The sequence below is a fragment of the Acinetobacter baumannii genome, from assembly GCF_009759685.1.
GTDB lineage: Bacteria > Pseudomonadota > Gammaproteobacteria > Pseudomonadales > Moraxellaceae > Acinetobacter > Acinetobacter baumannii.
This window is the reverse complement of sequence record NZ_CP046654.1, coordinates 2,398,762-2,422,570: the sequence shown is the minus strand read 5'-3', so window position 1 is coordinate 2,422,570 and position 23,809 is coordinate 2,398,762. Positions and strand designations below refer to the sequence as shown.

Here is a 23,809-nt window from a genome sequence, read left to right as displayed (position 1 = left end):
CATCGGATTTTTTTATTTCTATATTTTAATAGATACCTTGTGCAAGCATCGCATCAGCAACTTTTACAAAACCAGCAATATTGGCACCATCTACATAATTCACAGTACCATCTTCTTTAGTACCGTATCTAACACAATTGGCATGAATATCTTTCATAATTGCATGTAAGCGTTCATCGACTTCAGCATGTGTCCAGCCTAAACGAATCGCATTCTGAGACATTTCTAAACCAGACGTTGCCACCCCACCTGCATTAGAAGCTTTACCAGGCGCATACAAAATCTTAGCTTCAATAAAATGCTCAACAGCTTCAAGTGTAGATGGCATATTAGCGCCTTCAGCCACACAAATTACCCCATTAGCGATGAGCGTTTTGGCATCTCCGCCAGTTAATTCATTTTGTGTTGCACATGGTAAGGCAATATCTACAGGAATATGCCAAGGTGTCTTCCCTTCAAAATATTCAAAGCCATGCTTAGAAGCAAATTCTGAAATACGGCCACGCTGGATATTTTTGAGTTCCATAACTTCAGCAAGCAACTCATCTGTAAAACCATTTTTTAAATAAACGGTACCATTTGAGTCCGATAGCGTAACCACTTTTGCACCTAAGAACATTGCTTTTTCAGCAGCATACTGCGCAACGTTTCCAGAACCAGATATCGAAACGGTTTTACCAGCAAAAGACTGCCCACGTGTTTTTAGCATTTCTTCTGCAAAATAAACCGTACCGTAGCCTGTTGCTTCTGGACGCATTAAGCTACCGCCAAATGAAATTCCTTTACCTGTAAACACACATGCCGTGTCATTACTGAGCTTTTTCATCATGCCAGCCATATAACCTACTTCACGTGCACCCACACCAATATCTCCAGCAGGGATATCGGTATTTGGACCTAAATGACGGTAAAGCTCAATCATAAGTGCCTGACAGAATCGCATAATTTCAGCATCAGATTTACCTTTAGGGTTAAAATCTGAACCACCTTTTCCTCCACCCATTGGCAAAGTTGTAAGTGAGTTTTTAAAAGTTTGCTCAAACCCTAAAAATTTTAAAATAGATAGGTTGACCGACGGATGGAAACGCATCCCCCCCTTGAATGGACCAATTGCTGAATTGTATTGAACACGGAAAGCACGGTTAACTTGAGTTTGCCCTTGATCGTCCATCCATGAAACGCGAAATTGGATCACACGTTCTGGTTCCACCAAACGTTCTAGCAATCCCTGCTCGGCATATTCTGGATTTTTTTCAATAAATGGCCATAAGCTTGTCATGACCTCTTCGACAGCTTGTAAAAACTCAGGTTGATGCGGATCACGCGCTTGCACGTAATTCAGGAATTCATTCAGGTTGTTATATTTCAATGCACGGTCCTCAGCATAGTAATGAATTAAATTGGTGCAATACATTTTAAAATGCATCATTTAGCAGCAAAATATTAAATCCCTTTCCATCAATTTTAACAATAGTTATTTTAAATTATTTTATTTATCTTAATTATCATAAACTTATTTTTAGAAAAACTGTCTAACAATCAATAATAGTCATTTATCTTTTCACTTTTATTGATCTATTATTGTGCAATATTGGCGACATTTTAGGTCAATCAAAAAGCCAATAAATTCGTTAAAATCCATTGACCTTACTTAGGTTTTTCTTCATTATCGCATCGTTTTAAGCAAGCTATTTTCCTCTATGAATCCATCTATTTCTCTCATACGCGAGATTGATGCGTTACTACCACAAACACAATGTGGTCTGTGTGGGCACCGTGACGGCTGTCTACCTTACGCAAAGTCCATTGCTGAAGGTGAAGAAGCAAATAAATGTGTTCCTGGTGGACAGCCAGTGGCCGATGCACTGGCACAATTATTAAATCGCCCATTATTACCTGCTGAAACGAGTGTCTGGCCTGTACAGGCGGATGGACGCCCACAACGCATGAAGGCAATTATTCGCGAAGATGAATGCATCGGATGTACAAAATGTATTAATGCCTGCCCAGTAGATGCCATTATTGGTAGTGGTAAGCTCATGCATACAATTTTGACTGATCTATGCACAGGTTGTGAGTTATGTATTCCACCCTGCCCAGTTGACTGTATTGATCTAGTCGAAGACACTCAAGCATTGCCAAGCGAACAGCAACGCATTGCGGAGCAAAATGATTTACGACAACGTTATTACGCGCATATTCAACGTGAAGAAAAACGCCGTATTCACCGCAAAGGCCCTGTTGTACGTGCTGAAATCGATACCCAGCTGTTTGCACAGTTCTCTCAAGCACTTGATGATTTACCTTCAATTCAGCTCATCGAGAAGCCAAAAGAAGCGATTGTAAGTGATGCAAAAACCACAATTGAATTAGCGAAAATTCGTACACAAATTAAAAAGTTGGAAAAGCAGCTCAGTGTTCGAGAAGATGCCAAAAAGCGTCTTCAACTTGATGAACTACAACAGCAACTCATTCAATTACAGGAGGTCTGAATGGCCGTCAAAAATATGACGAAAAAGCAGATTCAAATTTTCTTTGAACGCCTTCGTGAACAAAGACCTTCTCCACAGACCGAATTAAATTATTCATCACCATTTGAATTGCTCATTGCCGTTATGTTATCGGCGCAAGCAACCGACGTTAGTGTCAACAAAGCAACTGATAAGCTCTATCCTGTTGCGAACACTGCTGAAAAAATCTATAACTTAGGCGTAGACGGGTTAAAAGAGTACATTAAAACGATTGGTCTTTATAACGCAAAAGCCGAAAATGTTATCAAGACCTGTAAGATTTTAATGGAGCAGTTTAACGGTGAAGTTCCAAGTGACCGAAAAGATTTGGAAGCTTTGCCAGGTGTAGGCCGCAAAACAGCTAATGTGGTTTTAAATACTGCATTCGGTCAACCGACTATGGCTGTCGATACTCATATTTTCCGTGTTGGAAACAGAACGGGCTTAGCAATAGGTAAAAATGTTCTGGAAGTTGAACATCGCCTAGTAAAAGTCATTCCTAAAGAATTTATTTTAGATGCACATCACTGGCTGATATTACATGGTCGTTACTGCTGTATTGCCCGTAAACCAAAATGTTCAGAGTGTGTGGTTGCTGATGTATGCAACTGGCCGGACCGCTTTGAGTTTGGTGCTCAAAAACAAATTGCGGTTAAAAACATTGAGGCAGAATAAAAGTTGGGTATAGCTTATACCCAATTTAGTTACTTTAAACGCTTTTGCTGTTTTCTTTCTTCTTTCGCTTGTTTTTGTACTTTTCTCAGCATTTTGTAGCTTTGATACAGTAAAAATAACAATAGTGCCAGACTCAGCAATACCACCAAAATCAAAATGATTTTCAAATCATTCTCCTGCACTTAATGAAAGAAAAGAGCCCTCACAAAGAGGGCTCGGTATTACAAATAATATTAAATTATTTGTCTAAGATGTTGAACAAATCTTTTTGTACATCTTCAATTGTACGCAAGCCATCAAGCTTGTCATAAGTTGGCGCATTTTCACCAGAAGCAGCACGACCTTGGTAGAAACCAACCAATTGTTCTGTTTCAGTGTGATAAGACGCTAAACGCTTACGGATTGTTTCTTCTTGGTCATCTGGACGTTGAACAAGATCTTCACCAGTTTCATCATCTTTACCTTCCACTTTAGGTGGATTGTATACAACGTGATAAACACGACCAGAAGCTGGATGCTGACGACGACCAGAAAGACGTTTTACGATTTCTTCATCAGGTACATCAATTTCGATTACATGATCAATGCTGATCCCTTCTTTTTCCAAAGCTTCTGCTTGAGGAATAGTGCGTGGGAAGCCGTCGAAAATACAACCATTCACGCAGTCAGGTTGAGCAATACGTTCTTTTACTAAACCGATAATGAGTTCATCTGAAACTAAACCGCCAGATTCCATCACACTTTTAGCTTTTAAACCTAATTCAGTACCTTCACGAATTGCAGCACGGAGCATATCACCGGTTGAAATTTGTGGGATATTGTAGCGCTTACAGATCAACTGAGCCTGAGTACCTTTGCCTGCCCCAGGTGGTCCGAGTAAGATAATGCGCATAAAAAACATCCTCATTTAAAACAATGAATGTGAGGTCCGGCAGATTTAGTTTCATTGATCTTCAATAGATCCTGCCCGACTTCGAATTATAAGAAAGCCACAAACAAATGTATTGTACCAGCAATAAATCCGGTTACCCCACCTAGTACAATAAGAATCCACTCGTCCTCTTGAAATGCTGGACGTAACAAATTCTGAAACTCTTTTGGTGTTAGTTCACGAATACGCTCTTTAAACATTTGAAAAATCTTCTGTGCCCGGCTTGCATTTAGTGCAGGGTCACATACCGGTCCCATCGTAATTTCAATTGAACGATCAATCAAGTCCGTCTTTAACCTTGCATACTCTCTTGGGCCTAAAGAAAGCTGTAAAGATGTTCGAACAAGTGGAGTTTCCATGATTTCGTTAATATGACGCTTAACAATACGACGCGTTTTGTCCTTGCGTGAACCATACATCATTTCTGTCATAATTGATTTTAACGTAATCAGATCTTCTGTCACTACGCTTGAGAAGACTTCTGAAACTTCTTCTTGACGCTTCATGAAAGCCCCTTGAACATTATAAGTACCAATTCGTAAAACAGGTACAATCCAAGGGAACTTACGATCTTTTGTTAATCTAAATATTTGCGGATAACGAATGTAATGCGGTTCAATCGGGTTAAATACCATCCAGATTGCAATCCAGTTAGTTAAAAAGCCCCAAATAGACGCCCAAAACGGTACTGTCCAATGCCAAGGCACCACAAACCAGACCACCATTTGGAAAACACCAAAGAACATCCCGATTAAAGCACTAATATGCCAAATAAAGTTGATTTCTTTTTGTCCAACTTTTAAAAACATACGTACCATTAAACGGCGATCACCTTCCATTTGGCTCACCACCATTTCACGCATATCAACCAGTGACTCAACGTTCATAGTCAGCTCAGTCACTAATTCTCTGAGTACACCTGGTAATTGCTTATGCGCTTGAGCATAAATACGGCGTTTAATCGAATAAGGTAAATTTTCCCAAAGCACTGCATTACGATCGATCATCACTTCATCAATCAAATGCTCAAGTTCAAATCCGACTTGCTCACCAATAATACGCGCCATGTCTTCAGGGTCCATTGCCTCTAAAAACTCACGCAAAGAACCTAACTTGGATAAAGTATTATCGGTAATAATTCCAGAGATACGTCCAGCTTTACGTGGCACAATACCTTGCCAGCCGACTGGTAAAGGACCTAAATGAAATCCCCAAAACTTGATTGGGTAAAACACCATTTTTAAAGCCATCCACACATGTGCCCATGTGACAAAGGCAGTGACCGGAATGATACTCAAAACGGCCCAAAAATCAGGTCTGTGTAAAAAGGTCTGCCACAATCCGCTGACGTACTCTAACATGTAAGACTCTCGTATTTATTTGTGCTCTGCTTATGGCGAGTTAACGATAAACTGCTTTGTTTTATAAACCAAAACTTAGAGAATAAGAAAATTGAATTTGTGGTTTAGTATCTGCAGCAACATCACCATTCTGGTCCGTTAATTTTTCCGCTGCGCCGATACCCACACTAAACGTACTAATTCTTTCTGAATTCAACAATACATATGCCAAATCGACACCAGCACCTAAACGAGATTTATAATCTCCATCAACCGATTTGCTATCAAGATGTCCAGCGTAAAAGCCAATATAGTAACCATTTTTATCTGTTCCAGTAAGGTAGTACGGATAGCGGAATCCGACTTGTCCTCCAGCAGTTTTATCGCCATTTAAAAATGCACCAACTTTTGCGTAAGCAATTCCATAAGGATTTACCCGCTCACCATTGAGATGTAACAATTTTTGTGTAAAACCGGCGCCTACATTCCAGGTAGATGCTTTATGATCTGCTAATTTTGCTTCTGGAAGAAATGAGTAATCTTGAGCATGTGCCCAACTGCTTACTGTCAAAACTGCAAGTAAGGGATAAATTTTTCTCATTATTTTCTCCATTTTCCCTAATCGTATGGTGAGAACAACCCTATTCTATTGAATGAGAGACTTTAACAGAATTATTTTGCTTCTTATATACAAGACTCTACAATTTTGTTGTCTACAAAGTCAAAAAAGCCAATTTGCCTCTTCACTGAAACTTTGAAAAATATGCGATATTTTAAGTGCGCTTGCGTTAGAATAAGCAGCTATTTTTCTCACCCTATGTCATTAAGTCGATCCGTATGAAACAGCACTTTCCTTTAAAAGATATCCAGCAAGAAAAGCGCATTTATCGAGGTCGTATATTTTTTGCCGTAGGGCTTGTGATTATCTGTTTATTGGTACTAGCCAGCCGATACGCTTATCTACAAATTTTTCATTATGATGAGTTCTCGACGGCATCGGATAAAAACCGTATTCGCCTACAACCCCTTCCACCTGCTCGTGGTTATATTTATGACCGCAATGGGGTTTTACTGGCAGATAACTACCCTGTTTTTACCGCAACATTAAGTAAAGCAGATGTTGAGAACGTTGATACCGTTATTGAACAATTACAGCCTATTTTAGAACTCACTCAAGAAGATGTAGATCGTTTTAAAAGCCGCATTAAAACAGCACGTAAAACTGAACGTGTGGCCATTAAACTGAATTTGACCGAGACAAATATTGCCAAGTTTAGTGAAGTTAAATACAAGTTCCCCGGGGTTAGAATTGAAACCCAAATGACGCGCTATTATCCACATGGTGATTTATTTGCTCACGTGATTGGATATGTTGGCCGTATTAACGATAAAGAATTAAAAAGTATTGATAAAGATTTATATGCTGGAACAAACCTGATTGGTAAAATTGGTGTAGAAAAAAGCTATGAAGATTTACTTCATGGAACACCTGGTTATGAGTCTGTAGAAGCAGATGCTCATAGTAATATTTTGCGTCACCTAGGCCGTAAAGACCCAACTCGTGGTAATGATCTCTACTTATCATTAGATTATGGTTTGCAAGTTGTCGCGTCGCAACAACTCGCTGGTCGACGTGGTGCAATTGTTGCGATAGACCCACGCACTGGTGAAATTCTTGCGTTGGTTTCAAGCCCAAGCTTTAACCCTAACTTATTTGTGACGGGTATTAATCATAAAGATTATAGTTCTCTACGTGACAATATAGATCAGCCTCTTTATAACCGTGCAGTACAAGGTGTATACCCTCCTGGTTCAACCATTAAGCCAATGGAAGCGATGGGCGGTTTACATTATGGAATTGTTGATTGGGCTACTGCTATTTCCGACCCTGGCTATTTCCATTTACCGGGTGACTCACACAAATTCCGTGACTGGAAAAAAACCGGTCATGGCATTGTGAACATGCACAAAGCCATTATCATGTCTTGTGATACCTATTTTTATATTTTGGCTAATCAAATGGGCATCGATCAGATGAACCAATGGATGCGCCAATTTGGCTTTGGCCAAAAAACAGGTGTCGATTTACCAAGTGAAAGTGAAGGCTTATATCCAAATCCTGAATGGAAAATGCGTACACGCAAATCCAAATGGATGAAAGGTGAAACGATTTCAGTCAGTATTGGTCAAGGTGCATTTACCGCAACCCCTTTACAACTTGCCATGGCAACTGCCATTACGGCAAACCACGGCTCGCATGTAGTTCCACATGTTTTACGTGCAACCCATGGTGCAAAACCTTTTACCGTACGTAATGCACCTGATGGAAAAATTAATTTCAATGGTACAGATGAAGATTGGGTAAAAATGCGAGAAGCCATGATTGATGTAATTCAATCAGGTACTGGTCGTGGTATCCGTACACCGCTCTATCAAATTGCCGGAAAAACAGGTACAGCACAGGTTAAAAGTATTGCTCAAGGCAAACGTTATAACGAAGCTGCGCTTAGTGAACGCCAACTTGACCATGGTCTTTTTGTTGGCTTTGCTCCGGCTGATAAACCAGAAATCGCTATTGCAGTTATTTGGGAAAATGGCCGTCATGGTGGTTCAGCAGCCCAACTTGCTAAACCCGTGTTTGATTACTGGTTATTAACCCGTAAGAAAAATCCGATTCGACCAGCCAACCATCAGGTTAATGGTGGCTTGATGACTGCTGGGATTAAACCGGGTGAACTCCCAAGTGGTAATGAAAGTGCCAGCTCTACTCCAGCGACCTCTGCTCCGACTTCCGCAGCAGCCTCTACTCCACAGGCAACACCAACTCGTCCTGCTACAAACGAGGTCGATGAATAATGAAAAATCAATTACGCATTATTGGGGGCGAATGGAAAAGACGAGTTTTACCATTCGCCAGTATTGAAGGATTAAGACCAACTCCCGATCGTGTCCGCGAAACTTTATTTAACTGGCTCATGTGGGACATTCAAAACGCTCATGTTCTCGATATCTGTACAGGTTCTGGGGCATTAGGCTTCGAAGCATTATCGCGCGGTGCTGCATCTGTTTATATGATTGAGCCAGATAAGATGCAGGCACGATTTTTAAAAGATAATATTCAATTGCTCAAAGCACAGAATTGCCATTTAATTAATGCAACTGCTCAACAAGCTCTACCACGCCTAAAAGAACAGTTTGATGTCGTTTTTTTAGACCCTCCTTATAGTCTTAATTTATGGCAAGAGCTTGCTCACTTGGCAGACTCACATATTAAAAATAATGGGTACATTTACGTTGAAGCTGACCGAGATTTATCTCAGCTTTACCTTCCTGCAACATGGCAGCAAATTAAATCAACCAAAGCTGGTACAGTCCATGCAGGGCTTTACCAAAAAGTAAGCGAATAAAAAGGTAGCTTAAAGCTACCTTTTCGCTACAAAGTTTTAATTAACTCAAACCAATCACTGCAACAACTGCTGCACAGGCACCTACAATTTTTTTGCCATATGGCACATAACGTGTAAATACTGCACCGAGTGCAAGCCCACCACAATAGATAAGTGCCATACCAGTAACCATACCGGTTACTAACGCCACGATATGCCCTGCATGTGCTAACTCAACACCATGAGCCATGCCATGAAAACTTGCGAGTAATGCCGCAGCAATAGGCAAAATCCGATTTGATTTTGTCCATAGTGCAATCGCCGTAACAATCAAAGATGCAATAATTCCGTATTCAGCCATACTCGCTGGCACCAAGCCTTCAGCACCTACTAAAAAGCCTATAATTAAAGTAATACTTAAAGTAATGACTCCGGCAATTTTCCACTGTTTAGCTGCTGACCATAACAGGACACCAAAACCTAAAGCCATCACCAAATGATCGAGGCCAGTAAAAGGGTGAATAAAACCTGCCATAAACCCTGAATGTGCATGATCATGTCCCGGATGCGCCATGGCTAATGCGGGCAACATGCTAAGGAGCCCAACGTTCCATTTTTTAATGAAGTTCATAGTTACTCCTTAAGCCTTAAACAGCCCTTGCTTCTCAATAAATTGAATAATTTCTTCAAGCCCATCTTGTGTTTTCATGTTTGAAAATAAAAATGGCTTTTCACCACGCATGCGTTTTGCATCTTGGTCCATGACATCAAGGTTTGCTCCCACCATTGGGGCGAGGTCAGTTTTATTAATAATCAGTAAATCTGACTTGGTAATACCTGGTCCACCTTTACGTGGAATTTTTTCACCACCTGCCACATCAATAACATACAAGGTTAAATCAGAAAGCTCAGGGCTAAATGTCGCAGCTAAATTATCACCACCGCTTTCAATAATAATGAGTTCTAAGCCATCAAATTTTTCGCACAGATCATCAATCGCAGCCAAGTTAATTGAGGCATCTTCACGAATTGCTGTATGCGGGCAACCACCTGTTTCCACACCCACAATACGATCTGGTGACATCGCTTCATTACGGGTTAAAAAGTTTGAGTCTTCTTTGGTATAAATATCATTTGTCACCACTGCCATATTATATTTATCACGCAAGGCACGGCATAAATTAAGCGTAAGTGCTGTTTTACCTGAACCGACTGGTCCGCCAATTCCGACTCGTAATGGACTACGTTCTGTCATGATTTTTATCCTTTTTCCTAAACTTAAGACCTGAATAACCGTGAATATTGAGTTTCGTGTTTCATGCTCAGCATGGCATAGCGCGGCAAAGCACTACTCAATTGCTCATCTTTAAGTTTTAAAGCCTTCTCTACAGCTTGTGGTACTCGCCCATGCAAATGCCATAAAATTCTTTGTCCTGCCATTTGGCCCAATGGGACAGTTTTTACTGCGGCTAAAACCTGATTTTCTAAAACGGTAAAGGTATACGCCGTAAGTACATCCACATCTTTAAGTTCTAAACGACCGCAAAGCTGCGCATAGACAGGCACAAAACCAAACTGCTTTTTAACCTCAACTGTTTTCTTTAAAACATCTTTAATCCATGCATTTAAAGAAAATGCGAGTTGCTGAGATTCGGCCAATAGCTCTTTACTTTCTCGGCTTGCCTTATACAAATGTGCCCAAATTAGAAACTGATCTGGATCATCATAATGTTGCATAAGACGTTTGAGTACAGGTAACTCAAAGCGTACTAAAAGCATTTCAAGCACTTCTTCAAAGTAAGCAATTGCCGAGGATTCATCGTGTATTAAGCCAATATCAATGGCGGTTTCCACACCTTGCGAATAGCAATATGCTCCAACTGGCAATGCCGTAGAAGACAATGTCAGCAGTTGCAGTAATTGCGCAGCATTATGAGTGGACATGGTGTAAAGCTTTGATTGGGCTTAAACGATGATCATGGCTATGCTGTGCATAGGCACCGCTTTCAGGTTCAAACGGATGATCGGTTTCTGTCACAGTAAGCCCCAAACCTTCCACCATTTCTGCAAGCACATGATCAGGCTCAAAATATAAAGCCGTTGGTGTCAGCATTAATGGCACATGTCGGTTACCTAAGTGATAAGCCGCTTTAAGCAAGTCAAATTCAGTCTGAGCAGTGACTTTCATTAGCCGTTCAGGCTTGGCATCAACACGTAATACATCACCCTCTTGCGTTGCAATATATGAACCGCTACGCAAAATGCCGGTACGTGGCAAATCCGCACCAATATCTACGCCACTCGCTAAAGCCGCTCGAAAACGTGATTTTTGGCGGGTATCAAACGTTAGCTCAACCGTTTCAAATGCCTGATCAGGAGAAATATCTTCAAGACGTTGGGTGTAAATTTTCATTTAGCTTTTCTCTCCTTACTTATTTCTTTCATATATAAGGTAATGAGGCAAATCACCTCTATAAATTCATTAAAACAAGAAATAACGTTGTGCCATCGGTAATACGTCAGCAGGTTCACACGTTAGTAATTCACCATCGGCCCGCACCTCGTAAGTCTCAGGATGAACCTGCATAACAGGACAATATGTATTGTGTTTCATATCGGCTTTGGTAATTGAACGCGTGTTTTTACACGGACTAATTAACTTTTTAAGGTTTAGCTTCTCAGCAACTTTTTCATCGATTGCCGCTTGAGATAAAAAGGTAATACAGGTGTTATGCACACCACGTGGATAAGCACCAAACATTGGACGATAATGCACTGGTTGAGGTGTAGGAATTGAAGCATTAATATCACCCATAGGTGCCGCTGCAATCATGCCACCTTTAATGATCATGGAGGGTTTCACGCCAAAAAATGCAGGCTTCCATAACACTAAATCAGCAAGTTTTCCGACTTCAACCGAACCAATTTCATGACTTAAACCATGGGTAATTGCCGGGTTAATTGTATATTTGGCAATGTAGCGTTTAACGCGATTGTTATCATGAAACTCATTGTCACCCTCTAATGGGCCACGTTGTACTTTCATTTTGTGGGCAGTTTGCCAAGTTCGTAAAATCACTTCACCCACACGTCCCATTGCCTGAGAATCAGATGACATCATGGCAATTGCGCCTAAGTCTTGTAAAATATCTTCAGCAGCAATGGTTTCACGGCGAATACGACTTTCTGCAAAAGCAATATCTTCAGCAATTGCAGGGTCTAAATGATGGCAAACCATGAGCATATCTAAATGCTCATCAATGGTATTGATCGTATAAGGTCGTGTTGGGTTGGTCGAAGATGGCAACACATTACTTTGCCCAATTGCTTTTAAAATGTCGGGAGCATGCCCGCCGCCCGCACCTTCGGTATGGTAAGTATGAATCGTACGGCCTTTAAATGCCGCTAGCGTTTCTTCTAAAAAACCACCTTCATTTAAAGTATCCGTATGAATTGCGACCTGTACATCATACTCATCTGCAACGCTCAAACAGTTATCAATAGCCGCGGGTGTTGAACCCCAATCTTCGTGTAGTTTTAACCCAATTACTCCTGCTTTAATTTGCTCGCGAATGGGGTCAGGTAAACTTAAATTCCCTTTACCCAATAGACCAATATTCATAGGCAAATCATCAATCGCCTGCAACATGGTCGCAATATGCCAAGGCCCTGGAGTCACTGTCGTTGCCGAAGTACCTGCTGCTGGTCCTGTCCCACCACCCACCATTGTCGTTGTCCCAGACATCAGCGCGGTTTCAACTTGCTGAGGACAGATCCAGTGAATGTGAGTATCAATACCACCAGCTGTTAAAATTTGTCCTTCACCTGCAATTACTTCTGTCGCAGCACCTAAAGGAATAGTAATGTCGGGTTGAATATCAGGGTTTCCAGCTTTCCCTATTTTCCAGATTCGTCCATTCTTTAAGCCCACATCGGCTTTAACAATTCCCCACCAATCTACAATTAAAGCATTGGTTATGACTGTATCAGCAACCTCATCAGCTAAAAGCTGAGATTGCCCCATCCCATCACGAATAACTTTTCCGCCACCAAATTTAACTTCTTCACCATATGTCGTTAAATCTTGCTCAACTTCAATAAAAAGCGCTGTGTCAGCCAAACGAATACGATCACCAACCGTTGGACCAAACATTTCTGCGTATGCACGACGTGACATTTTCATAACTTATTACTCATCTTTTCATTATTGTTGTTATCTTTAATCCAGCTTGCCCATTACCCGACCAGCAAAACCATATACTTCTCGCTTACCAGCTAAAGCAACAAGCTCTACTTCTCGACTTTGTCCCGGTTCAAAACGTATTGCTGTGCCTGCTGCAATATTTAACCGAAAGCCTTTTGCTACCTCACGATCAAACTGTAAGGCATCGTTTGCTTCATAAAAATGGAAATGCGAACCGACCTGAATAGGCCTGTCGCCAAGATTAGCCACCACAACTTTTAAAGTTTCTCGTCCAACATTTAATTCAATGTCAGTTTCTGGAGTAATAACTTCACCGGGAATCATAAGTATTCCTTTTTATACAATGGGCTGATGAACAGTGACTAATTTCGAACCATCAGGAAAAGTTGCTTCAACCTGTACCTCAGCAATCATTTCCGGTACACCATCCATGACATCTTCACGCTTTAATAAAGTCGTTCCAAAGTGCATAAGTTCACTCACCGTCATACCATCCCGTGCACCTTCAAGTAAGGCTGCAGAAATAAATGCAACAGCTTCCGGATAGTTCAACTTTAAGCCTCGTGCTTTACGACGCTCAGCCACTAAGCCTGCAGTAAAAATGAGTAACTTATCTTTTTCTGTTGGATTGAGTTCCATATCTCTTTCCTAAATAGCATCTAATTTTCTTTAAGCAAAATGCGTGCTCAAAAGCAGCATACCGGTTTTAATCGTTTTTAAAATACGCAATTTAACGTAACTTAAGTTTTCCAAATTCTTGGAAATTCTTCATCTAAATCAAACCAATAACGTCTTAATTTAGCCCGTATAGCTGCGAAAGCGTCATGACATCGTCGTACATCATTTCCTAAAAAACGCGCACACAGTACATCTTCTAATAAGGTCAACGTCACGGGAACATCCATACGCATAATAAGTTCACGGATGAGTTCAATATGTTGCTCTAAATAAAATGAAGAACGGAATTTTTCAGGGGGCACGGCCCAAAAACTGGCCATCACCGCCTGATTATTCATTCCTAAACACGAGCTTAACCAGCGATCGCCTCCCTCAAAATATAAAGTATCGGCAACTAATAACTTGTTTTTGCGCCATAATTTAAACTGGTTGTGATAGCTTCCCTGAACAAAATTCTCAGCCCGAGCCTGCCGCCCCAAGACCAACATATCCCATCCAATAAAACTTGCTGTTTGTTCAAGATGGATATCTGTTTCAGAGTGGGCTAAAGCACCGTCAAAAAGCATTGTTTCTTGCGGCATCCACTCTAAAATAGAATCATCTTTTACATTCAAATAAATATGCTGGAAAGCCTGTTTTCCATTTGTTCTATACCACTTACCCGCTCCCGGTGTGGTAATTACAGCATGTGCCTGCCCTTCTGTTTCAATTTGAAAAGTAAGATGATCACCCCCTGCAATTCCAGCCGGTGGATGAACAATAATGGCATGACAAACCCCAGTTTTTTCGGGCCAGAGCATTTTTTGCACCCGAACGGGGCCATAATGCTTTCTGTGACTCATTATGGTGCGAGAGTTTTCATAACAAAACCCCAGTTCTAACTGGGCATACCAAAATGGTGCTGAAGAAGTCTGAAAATTTTGTTGAATTCGATTCATTTTGGCTCATTTTTGATAATGGCTTTTTTGATAAGCAAAATATGCACCAAAAGCAAAAAGTGGCTATTACAAACTTAGAAACAATTTTTTTATTTTAATGAGTCAAAAAATCATCAATGTCTAACATAAAACCACAGTAAAGCATGGAATTATTTATACAATAGCGCCCATCCTCGCTCTTATAAATTTTTCCCATGAAAATCTTTTTCGTGTTAGTACCGTTTGTATTTTTAACTGGGTGTATTTTTGGCCAATCAAGTGAGGTCAAACGTGCAGAAAAACTTTTAAATAACTTTCAATGTAAAAATATTGAAACAAATGAAATTTCTACAAGTTCAATCAACTCTTATTACCAGCAATCTTTAGCGGTGAGTAAGGAAAAAGCGACCTCTTATGTAGAAAGCTATAAAAATGGTGAAGAATTATTCGCGATGCCCTTAGATGAAGTCGTAGAACAGCAATACCAACTTTATAAAGCAGCGTGCGATTCTTTAGGTGGGGTTTCTGCCCAACCATAAATTCTTAAAAGTATCCATTAAATCACTTTAGTGGATACTTTTAATTCTCAACTAAAATATAAAAAAACATAGCCCCAATCTGTGCAATTTTTACTTACTTTACCTTTTGTTAAAATTAAGCTACATACTAGAGCTTTTATTTTCGATTCCTTTTTCCTAGCCTGTCAGTACTTTATATTTATTTTTTTGAGGTTTTATTCATTATGAAAAAATCATTATTAGCAATTGCACTTATGAGTACTCTTCTTGTCGCATGTAATAAACATGAAAATAAAACAGAAACAACCTCTGATGCATCTACTCCTGTACAAACTGCTCAATCAAATAATAATGAAGCGGTAGATACAGCACATACAGCCGAGAATTCTTTAGATTGGGATGGTAAATATAAAGGTACGCTTCCTTGCGCAGACTGTGAAGGCATCAAAACTGAATTAGAATTAAAAGATGATAAAACTTATGAGCTAACAGAAACCTATCTTGGTAAAGGTGATGCAAACCCATTTGAAACCCATGGTAAGTTTACTTTCGATAAAGACAATACTTCTGTTATTACCTTAGATGATAAAGCTCAAAACCGTAAATTCTTTATTGGTGAAAATACCGCGACCGCTTTAGATATGGAAGGTAAAAAAGTTGAAGGTTCTTTAGCTGAACATTATGTTTTGAAAAAAGAAGATTAATCTATTTTTCAATATAAATAAAAAACCCGCTCAAATGAGCGGGTTTTTTATGAAGTCAATTCTTAGTGAGCTGAGAATTGGTTCATTGTGTTTTTAGCATCGTCACCAGCTTTAAGTGCATTTTCACCAGCGAAGATTTCTTTGTGGTCATCACCGATGTCAGAACCAGCCATTGCTTGGTGTTTCACACATGCGATACCGCCACGGATTTCTTTACGTTGTACGCCAGCAACATAAGCTAACATACCTTGGTCACCGAAGTAACCTTGTGCTAATTCATGAGTAGAAAGAGCAGCAGTGTGGTATGTAGGAAGTGTGATCAAGTGATGGAACACACCAGCTTCACGCGCAGCATCTGCTTGGAAAGTACGGATTTTTTCATCAGCTTCAGCAGCTAATTCAGTATTGTCGTACTCAGCGCTCATTAATTTAGCACGGTCGTAAGCAGATACATCTTTACCTTCTGCAACCCAACGATCGTACGCTTGTTGACGGAAGTTTAAAGTCCAGTTGAATGATGGGCTGTTGTTATAAACAAGCTTCGCATTCGGAACTACTTCTTTTACACGGTTAACCATGTGTGCAATTTCTTGTACGTTTGGAGTCGGAGTTTCGATCCAAAGTAAGTCAGCACCGTTTTGAAGGCTAGTGATACAGTCAAGTACAACACGGTCAATCTGAGTGCCTTCACGGAATTGGTATAGACCAGAAGCTAAACGAGTTGGACGATGTAATTTACCATCACGTTTAATTAAGATCTCATCTTCTTGAGCTTCTGAGATATCAATTTCTTGAGTATCTAAGTAGCTAATATATTTAGATGCGATATCACCTGGCTCTTTAACTACAGGGATCTTCTGAGTTAAGTCAGCGCCTTCAGAGTCAGTACGAGCAACAATAACACCGTCTTCAACACCCATTTCTAAGAATGCATAACGAAGTGCATGGATCTTAGCGATGAAGTCTTCATGTGGAACAGTTACTTTACCAGCTTGGTGACCACATTGTTTTGCATCAGATACTTGGTTTTCGATTTGAAGCGCACAAGCACCAGCTTCAATCATTTTCTTAGCAAGTAAGTAAGTTGCTTCTTCGTTACCGAAACCAGCATCGATGTCTGCAATAATTGGCACAACATGAGTTTCGAAGTTGTCGATTTGAGCTGTGATTTCAGCTACTTTCGCAGAGTCACCAGCTTCTTTTGCTTTATTTAAAGCACGGAACAAGTCATTTAATTCTTTTGCATCAGCCTGACGTAAGAAAGTGTAGATTTCTTCGATCAAAGCAGGTACTGAAGTTTTCTCGTGCATAGATTGGTCAGGAAGTGGACCAAATTCTGAACGAAGAGCAGCAACCATCCAACCAGAAAGGTAGATATAACGTTTGCTTGTCGTACCGAAATACTTTTTGTTAGCAATCATTTTTTGTTGAGCGATGAAACCATGCCAGCAACCTAATGATTGAGTATATTTGCTTGAATCAGCATCGTATTCAGCCATATCACGACGCATAATCGCAGCTGTATACTTAGCAATATCTAAACCTGTTTTGAAACGGTTTTGAAGTTGCATACGAGCAGCATCTTCTGGGCTAATGTCTGCCCAAGTGTTGCCGAATTTTGCTTTTAATTCACGTACTGCATCAATCGCTGTTTGATATGTAGTCATGATATTGTCCTGTATTCATTTTAGGATTTCATCGATCGAAGCCTAGAGTCATGTTATGAAAATTCCCTATGACACCAGCTGCTTCTTCATGTACACAGCTTAGACTTAGCCAATCAATTAATCCAATATCCTTCGTTAATCTTCAGTATTTATTTAAAAAATATACCAATAAATCGATATTATAAGTAAAACTAAAAAACATAACACTTTGTTTATAAAAACAAAATCATCCTAAAGGAGTATAGAATTTTGATTAAAAAACACTCCAAGCTTTATTTTTATACAGTTTTTAAAAATTTTCCATTCATTTTTACTATAAAAAGTCAATTGTAAATTAGGTGAATTTTGCCAATGCAAAATGTCAATCAACATGCTAGAACAGTACTAAATATTAAGAAAATATTTTTGTTCAATAATTATAAAAATAAAAACAGATCAACGATAATAGAATCCAGCATTTGAGATACTTTTTGCCCATACTTAATTTCAACAAAAAATGTCGTTTTTCTCATCATTTTTTCACACAATGTTCTTTAAATATGGCATAATTTGAAACAATTTTAGGGTTTTATTTTCGGTATTTTTTTTATGAATCTGGAGCGGGTAGATCTTAATCTATTAATATATCTTGATGTTCTTCTTCGTGAAAAAAACGTTACTCGCGCAGCCGAACAGCTTGGTGTTACTCAACCTGCCATGAGTAATATTTTACGCCGTTTGCGTAATTTATTTAATGACCCCCTCCTGATCCGCTCATCTGAAGGGATGACACCGACAGAACGTGCACTTGAATTACAACCGCGTATTCGTGATGCTCTTTCTGACCTTTCAATGATTTTGGAACCGCGTACCGAATTCCGCCCTTATACCAGTAATCGCGTTTTCCGTATTATGACTTCTGACTATGCAGAAGCCACCCTAGTCCCTCGTCTTGTTAAAGCCCTCCGCTCAGAAGCGCCAAACGTTGTACTCGATTTTCTTACTCCAAGTGATGTGTCATATAGAGACATGGAACAAGGTAAAGTTGATCTCGCTATTAACCGCTTCAATGAAATCCCGCAAAGCTTCCACCAAGTTTTGGTTTGGCGTGATAGCTTTAGCTGTATTTTAAATGACAAACATCCTGCTGTGACTCATTTAAATCTAAAAAGCTATTTAGATGCTCAACATATTTGGGTATCTAAAACAGGTATGGGTGTTGGCTTTGGGGTAAACCCAGATAAACAAGGTGGCTTGGGCTGGATTGATCAAGCATTAGAACGTATTGGTCAACGCCGCAAAATTTCTGTATTTACGCGTCACTATCAGATGCCGGCATTACTTGCTCAAAATGTTGACTTGATCGCTACTCTTCCAACTCGAATGGCGCGTTTACAAGCACAAAATCCAAAATTAGTTATTAAAGATCCACCGTTTTACATTCCTGAGTTTGAACTTAAAATGGCTTGGTGTCCATTATTGCACCATCACCCAGCTCATCGCTGGTTACGCCAACTCATTCTATTTGTTGCTCGCCAAATGATCGAAGAGGAAAATCGTGAATTCCTAACCAATAATTCACAATTTTCCCACTATTAAATAAGTTTTAATTTAATTGTCTCTTTCAAACATTATCTTTAAGCGCTGAGCAATCAATCTGATTACCTCAGCGCTTTTTTGTGTTAAAACATAGTCATAATAATGATGATCCTCGGGTGATTTGTGAGTCTCTTTCAAAATATCATTATCATCGTACTGCTCATCATCGCAGCAGGCTTTTTATCTTTAACTGAAATTGCTCTAGCTGGTGCCAGAAAAGTAAAGTTAAAGATTTTAGCCGAAGCTGGCGAAGAACGTGCTCAAAAAGTACTTGATTTACAAGAACAATCTGCAGACTTTTTTGCAGCGTCCCAAATTGGCTTAAATGCTGTTGCAATCTTAGGCGGTATATTGGGTGAAGCTGCGTTTCGTCCTTTTTTTGTGAACTTAGTTGACCGTTTCCATGAAGGACCTTGGACGCAAACCATTGGATTTGCCCTATCTTTCACATTGGTAACTTCTTTGTTTATTTTATTCGCCGATTTAATGCCAAAACGCTTGGCAATGATCGCACCTGAAAAAATTGCAATTAGTGTAATTAACCCTATTCAGATTTTTATCAAAATCTGTAAGCCTTTAGCATGGGGAATTAATGCAATTGCCAATTTGCTATTCCGCTTGTTTAAAGTAAATACCACACGCGAAGACAATATTACTTTTGATGATATTTCAGCAGTGATGGATGCAGGTGCTCAAGCAGGTGTACTACAAAAACAAGAACATCACTTTATTGAAAACGTATTTGAGCTTGAAGAACGTACAGTCCCCTCAAGTATGACAACACGTGAAAATGTTGTTTATTTTACGCTTAACGAGCATGAAGATAGCATTCGCCAAAAACTGGCAGAATATCCTTATTCCAAATTTCTGGTTTGTAACGAAAATATTGATCAAGTAATTGGCTATGTAGATGCTAAGGATATTCTTGTACGTATTTTAAATAACCAATCTTTAACCCAGCTCAATGAATCGACTATTCGTACGGTTCTAATGATACCTGATACTTTAACACTATCAGAATTACTCGATCGTTTCCGCTCAACAAAAGAAAAGTTTGCTGTTGTAATTAATGAGTATGCGCTTGTCGTTGGGGTAATTACACTAAGTGATATCATGATTACTGTTATGGGGGATTGGGTTACCCCTATGGAAGAAGAACAGCAAATTATTAAACGTGATAATAATTCTTGGCTGATTGATGGTAGTACACCTATTGAAGATCTTAAGCATGCGCTTGAAATGGATGAACTACCTGATGAAGAGAATTATGAAACATTAGCTGGTTTCATGATGTACCGTTTACGCAAAATTCCTCGTCCAGCCGACTTTGTTGAATTTGGTGGTTATAAATTTGAAGTTGTTGACGTAGACCATTTTAAAATTGATCAGCTATTAGTAACACGTGTATTAGAAAAAAATGATTTACCATCTCCACCTGATGAAAATTGATTTATTTTGGTGCAAAATATCCTGCAAATGCAGGATATTTTTTTGATAAATAATTTATTCCTTTTAAGATAATTATTATTTTTAAATAATTTTATATTAAAAGTTAAATTAATTATCCTAATCACAATTTCAAATATATAAATTAACTCATTCATTAAAATAAAAAAATTAAATTGAATTAAAATAAAATTTTGCACATAAAAGATTTACAGATTCACTTTCGTTATGTAACGTAGGGAGTAGAAGCATTGTAAATGGGTATACTTCTCATTTCAGTATTCAAACAGAATATAATTTTTAAAAATACATGATAATTTCAAACATGATAAAGGTTTTATAAGTATATATAATAAGCACTATACATTATAAATAGACTATACCATTATTATATATGTTCAGTATTTCTTCAAAATATACCTTTCCAAGTGAATATATATTAACCAAATAAACTAAATATATTATTTGTCTTTTTAATAAAAATTCATAAGAATAATCGAGGTCAGAGTTTTTGAATAAACTTGTTCAGTAAAACTAAAGGCAAAGGATTGATTGTATGCTGACATTACTTGGTGTTGGTATGATTTTATGCTTCATGTATTTAATCATGTCCAAACGTTTAAGCCCTATTATTGCTTTAATTCTCATCCCATTTATTTTTTCTCTTATTGCCTGGGGCCTTGGTCACTACTTTGAAAGCTTGAGCCATATTGAGCTTAAAGGTCTCAGTGAAATGATGCTAGATGGCATCAAAAAACTTGCGCCTACTGGCGTAATGCTATTATTTGCAATTTTATATTTTGCCTTAATGATCGATGCAGGTCTTTTCGATCCTCCGGTTAAATGGATTTTGAAAAAAGTTAAAGGTGATCCCCTAAAAATTACATTAGGGACCGTTTTTTTAACTACATTAGTCTCTCTTGATGGCGATGGCTCAACCACTTACATGATTTGCGTGGCAGCCATGCTCCCTCTTTATCAACGCCTCGGTATGAATACACTGATCATGACAGCACTTATGTTGTTATGTAGTGGTGTAATGAACCTGACCCCATGGGGTGGCCCTACTGCGCGTGCAGCAAGTGCACTCCAAGTTGACCCAAGCCATATCTTTGTACCAATGATTCTTCCAATGGTGATTAGTATTGGCTGGTTATTCTTCTTGGCATATTTATATGGTCGCTATGAGCAAAAACGTTTAGGCGTGATTGAGCTTGAAAGTCACCATGGTGATAACATTACAGTTTCAAAAGACCCTGAAGCAACTCGTCCACATTTACGTAAAGTAAATATGGTACTCACCATTCTTCTTATGATTGCATTGATCAAAGGTATTTTACCGATGTCAGTGTTATTCATGCTGGCGTTCTGTATTGCAATGCTCATCAACTACCCTGATGTTGATATGCAGAAAAAGCGTATCGCTATGCACGCAGACAGTATCTTGGCTGTTGTAGGTTTAATTTTTGCTGCAGGTATTTTTACAGGTATTTTATCTGGTACAGGCATGGTTGAAGCCATGTCTAAAGAATTTGTTGCAATGATCCCTACAAGTATGGGGCCATATCTAGCGCCAATTACTGCCCTGGTGAGTATGCCATTGACGTTCTTTATGTCAAATGATGCATTCTTCTATGGTGTATTGCCAATTCTTGCTGAAGCAGCTTCACATTATGGTATTAGCCCAGAAGCGATTGCTCGTGCATCAATTGTAGGTCAGCCAGTGCATTTGTTATCACCTCTCGTTCCATCAACCTACTTGTTATGTGGTCTTGCTAAAGTCGACTTTGCAGACCATCAAAAGTTCACTTTTAAGTGGGCATTTATCACTTGTATGGTGTTAATGGGTACAGCATTAGTGATTGGTGTTTTCCCACTTTTTAGTACGATGTAATTTGCTCTACTATAAAAATAAAAGCCCCTATCGGGGCTTTTATTTTTTATTTATTTACATACTCAATCATGGCGTCTAAGAACGCATGAAAGTGCAAGCTAATATCTTCTTGTAAAATTTTATAGGCATTATCAAATTGCACCATTGGAAAGCCTTCTTTCCAAAATGGGAAAATATTATGCAAGTCATGAGTAACTATTGCATCTTCTCGGACAATTGCTTGTGAAATTTGTGCCAAAACTTGCGCTGTCTCTGCGCCATCAATAGCAAGATAATCAATACCACGCGCTTTTAAAATACGAATTCGATCTTTTTTATAGCGAATTTTTTTAGCTTGACCTGCATTTAAACCTAGTGCAAGAGTAACTGCCTCTACAAACTTCTCTTCAAAATTTGTATTTAGTACCACCAAAGCCTGCTTATGTGCTTCCTGACGCCCTGCTTTTCCCCCGTTACGGATGATCTCATTTGCTTCCGTATCTAGCTTATCTTTTTTCATCGACTGTAAAATGTCTAAAATTTCGATATCGCTTAAAGATTCAGGAGATTGCTCAAACATAGGAGTCTCTATACATACAACTAAAGGCGTATTCTCTCATAAAAGCGATACTAAAGCAGAGTAAAATTTTAAATAGCATATTATCTTGACTATTTTTATAGTCCCAATCTCAGAGACTGCACTCATAAAATCAGTTAATTCTTTGGTTATGATTTTACCATTTGCCAAATTAATTTTACCCTGATAATATTATTTTACCCAGATAAAAATATACGGCTAAAATGAATACTAAAATCACCTATACTGCTTTCACTGGAAGCACGCTTATTGCGAGTGACTCTCTTGTTGAACTTGCAAAGAAACTAAAAGCTCTTCCTAAAACAACAGAAAATATTCTGATTTTTAATGATCAAACAGGTCAACAAATTGATCTTGACCTTTCTGGTTCGGAACAAGAACTTCAACAACGTTATGCTGAACCGGAAGAAATTAAAAAAGTTGGACGACCTAAACTTGGAGTAATTTCGCGTGAAATCACTTTACAGAAAAAACATTGGGATTGGTTAGATCAGCAAAGTGCGAGTGCATCAGCAGTGATTCGCAAGTTAATTGATAAAGAGTTAAATAACCCAAATTCTGAAGGCAATATTATGCTAGCCAAACAAGCCATCGACCGCTTTATGTCTGCTATGTTAGGCAATATGCCAAATTACGAGGAAGCAACACGCGCCTTATATCAAGGTGATCGAGATGTATTTTTAAAAATGATTCAGAGCTATCCTAAAGATTTAAGAGAATATTTAACTTTAAAAGCTCAAAATGTTTTCTAAACTCAATAAAAAAACCCGCTTACGCGGGTTTT

Annotated in this window: 25 protein-coding genes; 10 read left to right on the top strand and 15 right to left on the bottom strand. The window is 38.9% G+C overall.

Annotation, left to right across the window (positions count from 1 at the left end):
• Positions 1 to 25 precede the first annotated feature (25 nt).
• Complete coding sequence (gene gdhA / locus GO593_RS11490; RefSeq protein WP_002098122.1) at positions 26 to 1,429, bottom strand: NADP-specific glutamate dehydrogenase; 1,404 nt, start codon at positions 1,427 to 1,429, stop codon at positions 26 to 28.
• Between the two features lie 271 nt (positions 1,430 to 1,700).
• On the opposite strand from gdhA, the gene GO593_RS11485 reads away from it, so the two are divergent.
• Both GO593_RS11485 and nth read left to right on the top strand, forming a co-directional pair.
• Complete coding sequence (locus GO593_RS11485; protein ID WP_001069886.1) at positions 1,701 to 2,492, top strand: RnfABCDGE type electron transport complex subunit B; 792 nt, start codon at positions 1,701 to 1,703, stop codon at positions 2,490 to 2,492.
• Positions 2,493 to 3,185 carry an endonuclease III gene (nth, locus tag GO593_RS11480; protein WP_000279334.1) on the top strand — a complete coding sequence of 231 codons (693 nt, stop codon included), beginning with the start codon at positions 2,493 to 2,495 and terminating at the stop codon, positions 3,183 to 3,185. It abuts the gene before it with no gap.
• A 29-nt stretch (positions 3,186 to 3,214) separates the two neighbouring features.
• Here the strand turns inward: nth and GO593_RS11475 are convergent, their stop codons facing one another.
• The 4 genes from GO593_RS11475 to GO593_RS11460 form a co-directional block, all read right to left on the bottom strand.
• Positions 3,215 to 3,352 carry a hypothetical protein gene (locus GO593_RS11475; RefSeq protein WP_000691574.1) on the bottom strand — a complete coding sequence of 46 codons (138 nt, stop codon included), beginning with the start codon at positions 3,350 to 3,352 and terminating at the stop codon, positions 3,215 to 3,217.
• A 71-nt stretch (positions 3,353 to 3,423) separates the two neighbouring features.
• Entirely contained in the window at positions 3,424 to 4,077 is a 654-nt protein-coding gene (gene adk, locus GO593_RS11470; RefSeq protein ID WP_001220244.1) for an adenylate kinase, read from the bottom strand.
• Between the two features lie 86 nt (positions 4,078 to 4,163).
• Positions 4,164 to 5,477, bottom strand: a complete 1,314-nt coding sequence (locus tag GO593_RS11465) for a membrane protein (RefSeq protein ID WP_000895449.1) — start codon at positions 5,475 to 5,477, stop codon at positions 4,164 to 4,166.
• Positions 5,478 to 5,538: 61 nt separating this feature from the next.
• Positions 5,539 to 6,057, bottom strand: a complete 519-nt coding sequence (locus tag GO593_RS11460; RefSeq protein ID WP_001227323.1) for a hypothetical protein — start codon at positions 6,055 to 6,057, stop codon at positions 5,539 to 5,541.
• A 236-nt stretch (positions 6,058 to 6,293) separates the two neighbouring features.
• On the opposite strand from GO593_RS11460, the gene mrdA reads away from it, so the two are divergent.
• Both mrdA and rsmD read left to right on the top strand, forming a co-directional pair.
• The gene (gene mrdA / locus GO593_RS11455) at positions 6,294 to 8,312 is read left to right on the top strand and encodes a penicillin-binding protein 2 (RefSeq protein WP_000809155.1); all 2,019 of its coding nucleotides are present in this window, start codon (positions 6,294 to 6,296) and stop codon (positions 8,310 to 8,312) included.
• A complete protein-coding gene (gene rsmD, locus GO593_RS11450; protein WP_000795841.1) occupies positions 8,312 to 8,863 on the top strand; it encodes a 16S rRNA (guanine(966)-N(2))-methyltransferase RsmD in 552 nt (183 codons plus the stop codon). The genes mrdA and rsmD overlap by 1 nt, the downstream gene beginning before the upstream one ends.
• Before the next feature lie 40 nt (positions 8,864 to 8,903).
• Here the strand turns inward: rsmD and GO593_RS11445 are convergent, their stop codons facing one another.
• The 8 genes from GO593_RS11445 to GO593_RS11410 all read right to left on the bottom strand — a co-directional run bounded on the left by GO593_RS11445 (position 8,904) and on the right by GO593_RS11410 (position 14,662).
• Entirely contained in the window at positions 8,904 to 9,473 is a 570-nt protein-coding gene (locus tag GO593_RS11445) for a HupE/UreJ family protein (RefSeq protein WP_001009272.1), read from the bottom strand.
• A 9-nt stretch (positions 9,474 to 9,482) separates the two neighbouring features.
• A complete protein-coding gene (gene ureG / locus GO593_RS11440) occupies positions 9,483 to 10,097 on the bottom strand; it encodes an urease accessory protein UreG (RefSeq protein ID WP_000140200.1) in 615 nt (204 codons plus the stop codon).
• A 23-nt stretch (positions 10,098 to 10,120) separates the two neighbouring features.
• Positions 10,121 to 10,786 (bottom strand): urease accessory protein UreF, encoded by a 666-nt coding sequence (locus GO593_RS11435; RefSeq protein ID WP_000103635.1) that lies wholly within the window; start codon positions 10,784 to 10,786, stop codon positions 10,121 to 10,123.
• Positions 10,773 to 11,255 carry an urease accessory protein UreE gene (ureE, locus tag GO593_RS11430; RefSeq protein WP_000708728.1) on the bottom strand — a complete coding sequence of 161 codons (483 nt, stop codon included), beginning with the start codon at positions 11,253 to 11,255 and terminating at the stop codon, positions 10,773 to 10,775. The genes GO593_RS11435 and ureE overlap by 14 nt, the downstream gene beginning before the upstream one ends.
• Positions 11,256 to 11,324: 69 nt before the next feature.
• Entirely contained in the window at positions 11,325 to 13,025 is a 1,701-nt protein-coding gene (gene ureC / locus GO593_RS11425; protein ID WP_000784162.1) for an urease subunit alpha, read from the bottom strand.
• A gap of 36 nt (positions 13,026 to 13,061) precedes the next feature.
• Positions 13,062 to 13,370 carry an urease subunit beta gene (locus GO593_RS11420; RefSeq protein WP_000612144.1) on the bottom strand — a complete coding sequence of 103 codons (309 nt, stop codon included), beginning with the start codon at positions 13,368 to 13,370 and terminating at the stop codon, positions 13,062 to 13,064.
• Positions 13,371 to 13,382: 12 nt separating this feature from the next.
• Positions 13,383 to 13,685 (bottom strand): urease subunit gamma, encoded by a 303-nt coding sequence (gene ureA / locus GO593_RS11415; RefSeq protein ID WP_000422460.1) that lies wholly within the window; start codon positions 13,683 to 13,685, stop codon positions 13,383 to 13,385.
• A gap of 101 nt (positions 13,686 to 13,786) precedes the next feature.
• Complete coding sequence (locus tag GO593_RS11410) at positions 13,787 to 14,662, bottom strand: urease accessory protein UreD (protein WP_001984367.1); 876 nt, start codon at positions 14,660 to 14,662, stop codon at positions 13,787 to 13,789.
• A gap of 194 nt (positions 14,663 to 14,856) precedes the next feature.
• Between GO593_RS11410 and GO593_RS11405 the strand changes: the two genes are divergently transcribed.
• Positions 14,857 to 15,180, top strand: coding sequence for a hypothetical protein (locus GO593_RS11405; RefSeq protein ID WP_000688337.1), 324 nt, complete (start codon positions 14,857 to 14,859; stop codon positions 15,178 to 15,180).
• 203 nt (positions 15,181 to 15,383) lie between these two features.
• On the top strand, positions 15,384 to 15,863 hold the full coding sequence (locus tag GO593_RS11400) for a copper resistance protein NlpE (protein WP_000749178.1): 480 nt from the start codon (positions 15,384 to 15,386) through the stop codon (positions 15,861 to 15,863).
• 62 nt (positions 15,864 to 15,925) lie between these two features.
• Here the strand turns inward: GO593_RS11400 and GO593_RS11395 are convergent, their stop codons facing one another.
• Complete coding sequence (locus GO593_RS11395; RefSeq protein ID WP_000214787.1) at positions 15,926 to 17,530, bottom strand: isocitrate lyase; 1,605 nt, start codon at positions 17,528 to 17,530, stop codon at positions 15,926 to 15,928.
• Between the two features lie 588 nt (positions 17,531 to 18,118).
• Between GO593_RS11395 and GO593_RS11390 the strand changes: the two genes are divergently transcribed.
• The 3 genes from GO593_RS11390 (at position 18,119) to GO593_RS11380 (ending at position 22,448) form a co-directional block, all read left to right on the top strand.
• Complete coding sequence (locus GO593_RS11390) at positions 18,119 to 19,108, top strand: LysR family transcriptional regulator (protein WP_001047619.1); 990 nt, start codon at positions 18,119 to 18,121, stop codon at positions 19,106 to 19,108.
• Positions 19,109 to 19,231: 123 nt separating this feature from the next.
• Entirely contained in the window at positions 19,232 to 20,557 is a 1,326-nt protein-coding gene (locus GO593_RS11385; RefSeq protein WP_000051863.1) for a polyamine export protein PaeA, read from the top strand.
• 553 nt (positions 20,558 to 21,110) lie between these two features.
• Positions 21,111 to 22,448 carry a CitMHS family transporter gene (locus tag GO593_RS11380; protein WP_000956799.1) on the top strand — a complete coding sequence of 446 codons (1,338 nt, stop codon included), beginning with the start codon at positions 21,111 to 21,113 and terminating at the stop codon, positions 22,446 to 22,448.
• A 46-nt stretch (positions 22,449 to 22,494) separates the two neighbouring features.
• On the opposite strand, the gene GO593_RS11375 is transcribed toward GO593_RS11380, so the two are convergent.
• Complete coding sequence (locus GO593_RS11375; protein ID WP_000462924.1) at positions 22,495 to 23,007, bottom strand: hypothetical protein; 513 nt, start codon at positions 23,005 to 23,007, stop codon at positions 22,495 to 22,497.
• Between the two features lie 221 nt (positions 23,008 to 23,228).
• Here GO593_RS11375 and GO593_RS11370 point away from each other — a divergent pair, with 221 nt between their 5' ends.
• Entirely contained in the window at positions 23,229 to 23,777 is a 549-nt protein-coding gene (locus tag GO593_RS11370) for a DUF2239 family protein (protein WP_001092990.1), read from the top strand.
• Positions 23,778 to 23,809: the final 32 nt, after the last annotated feature.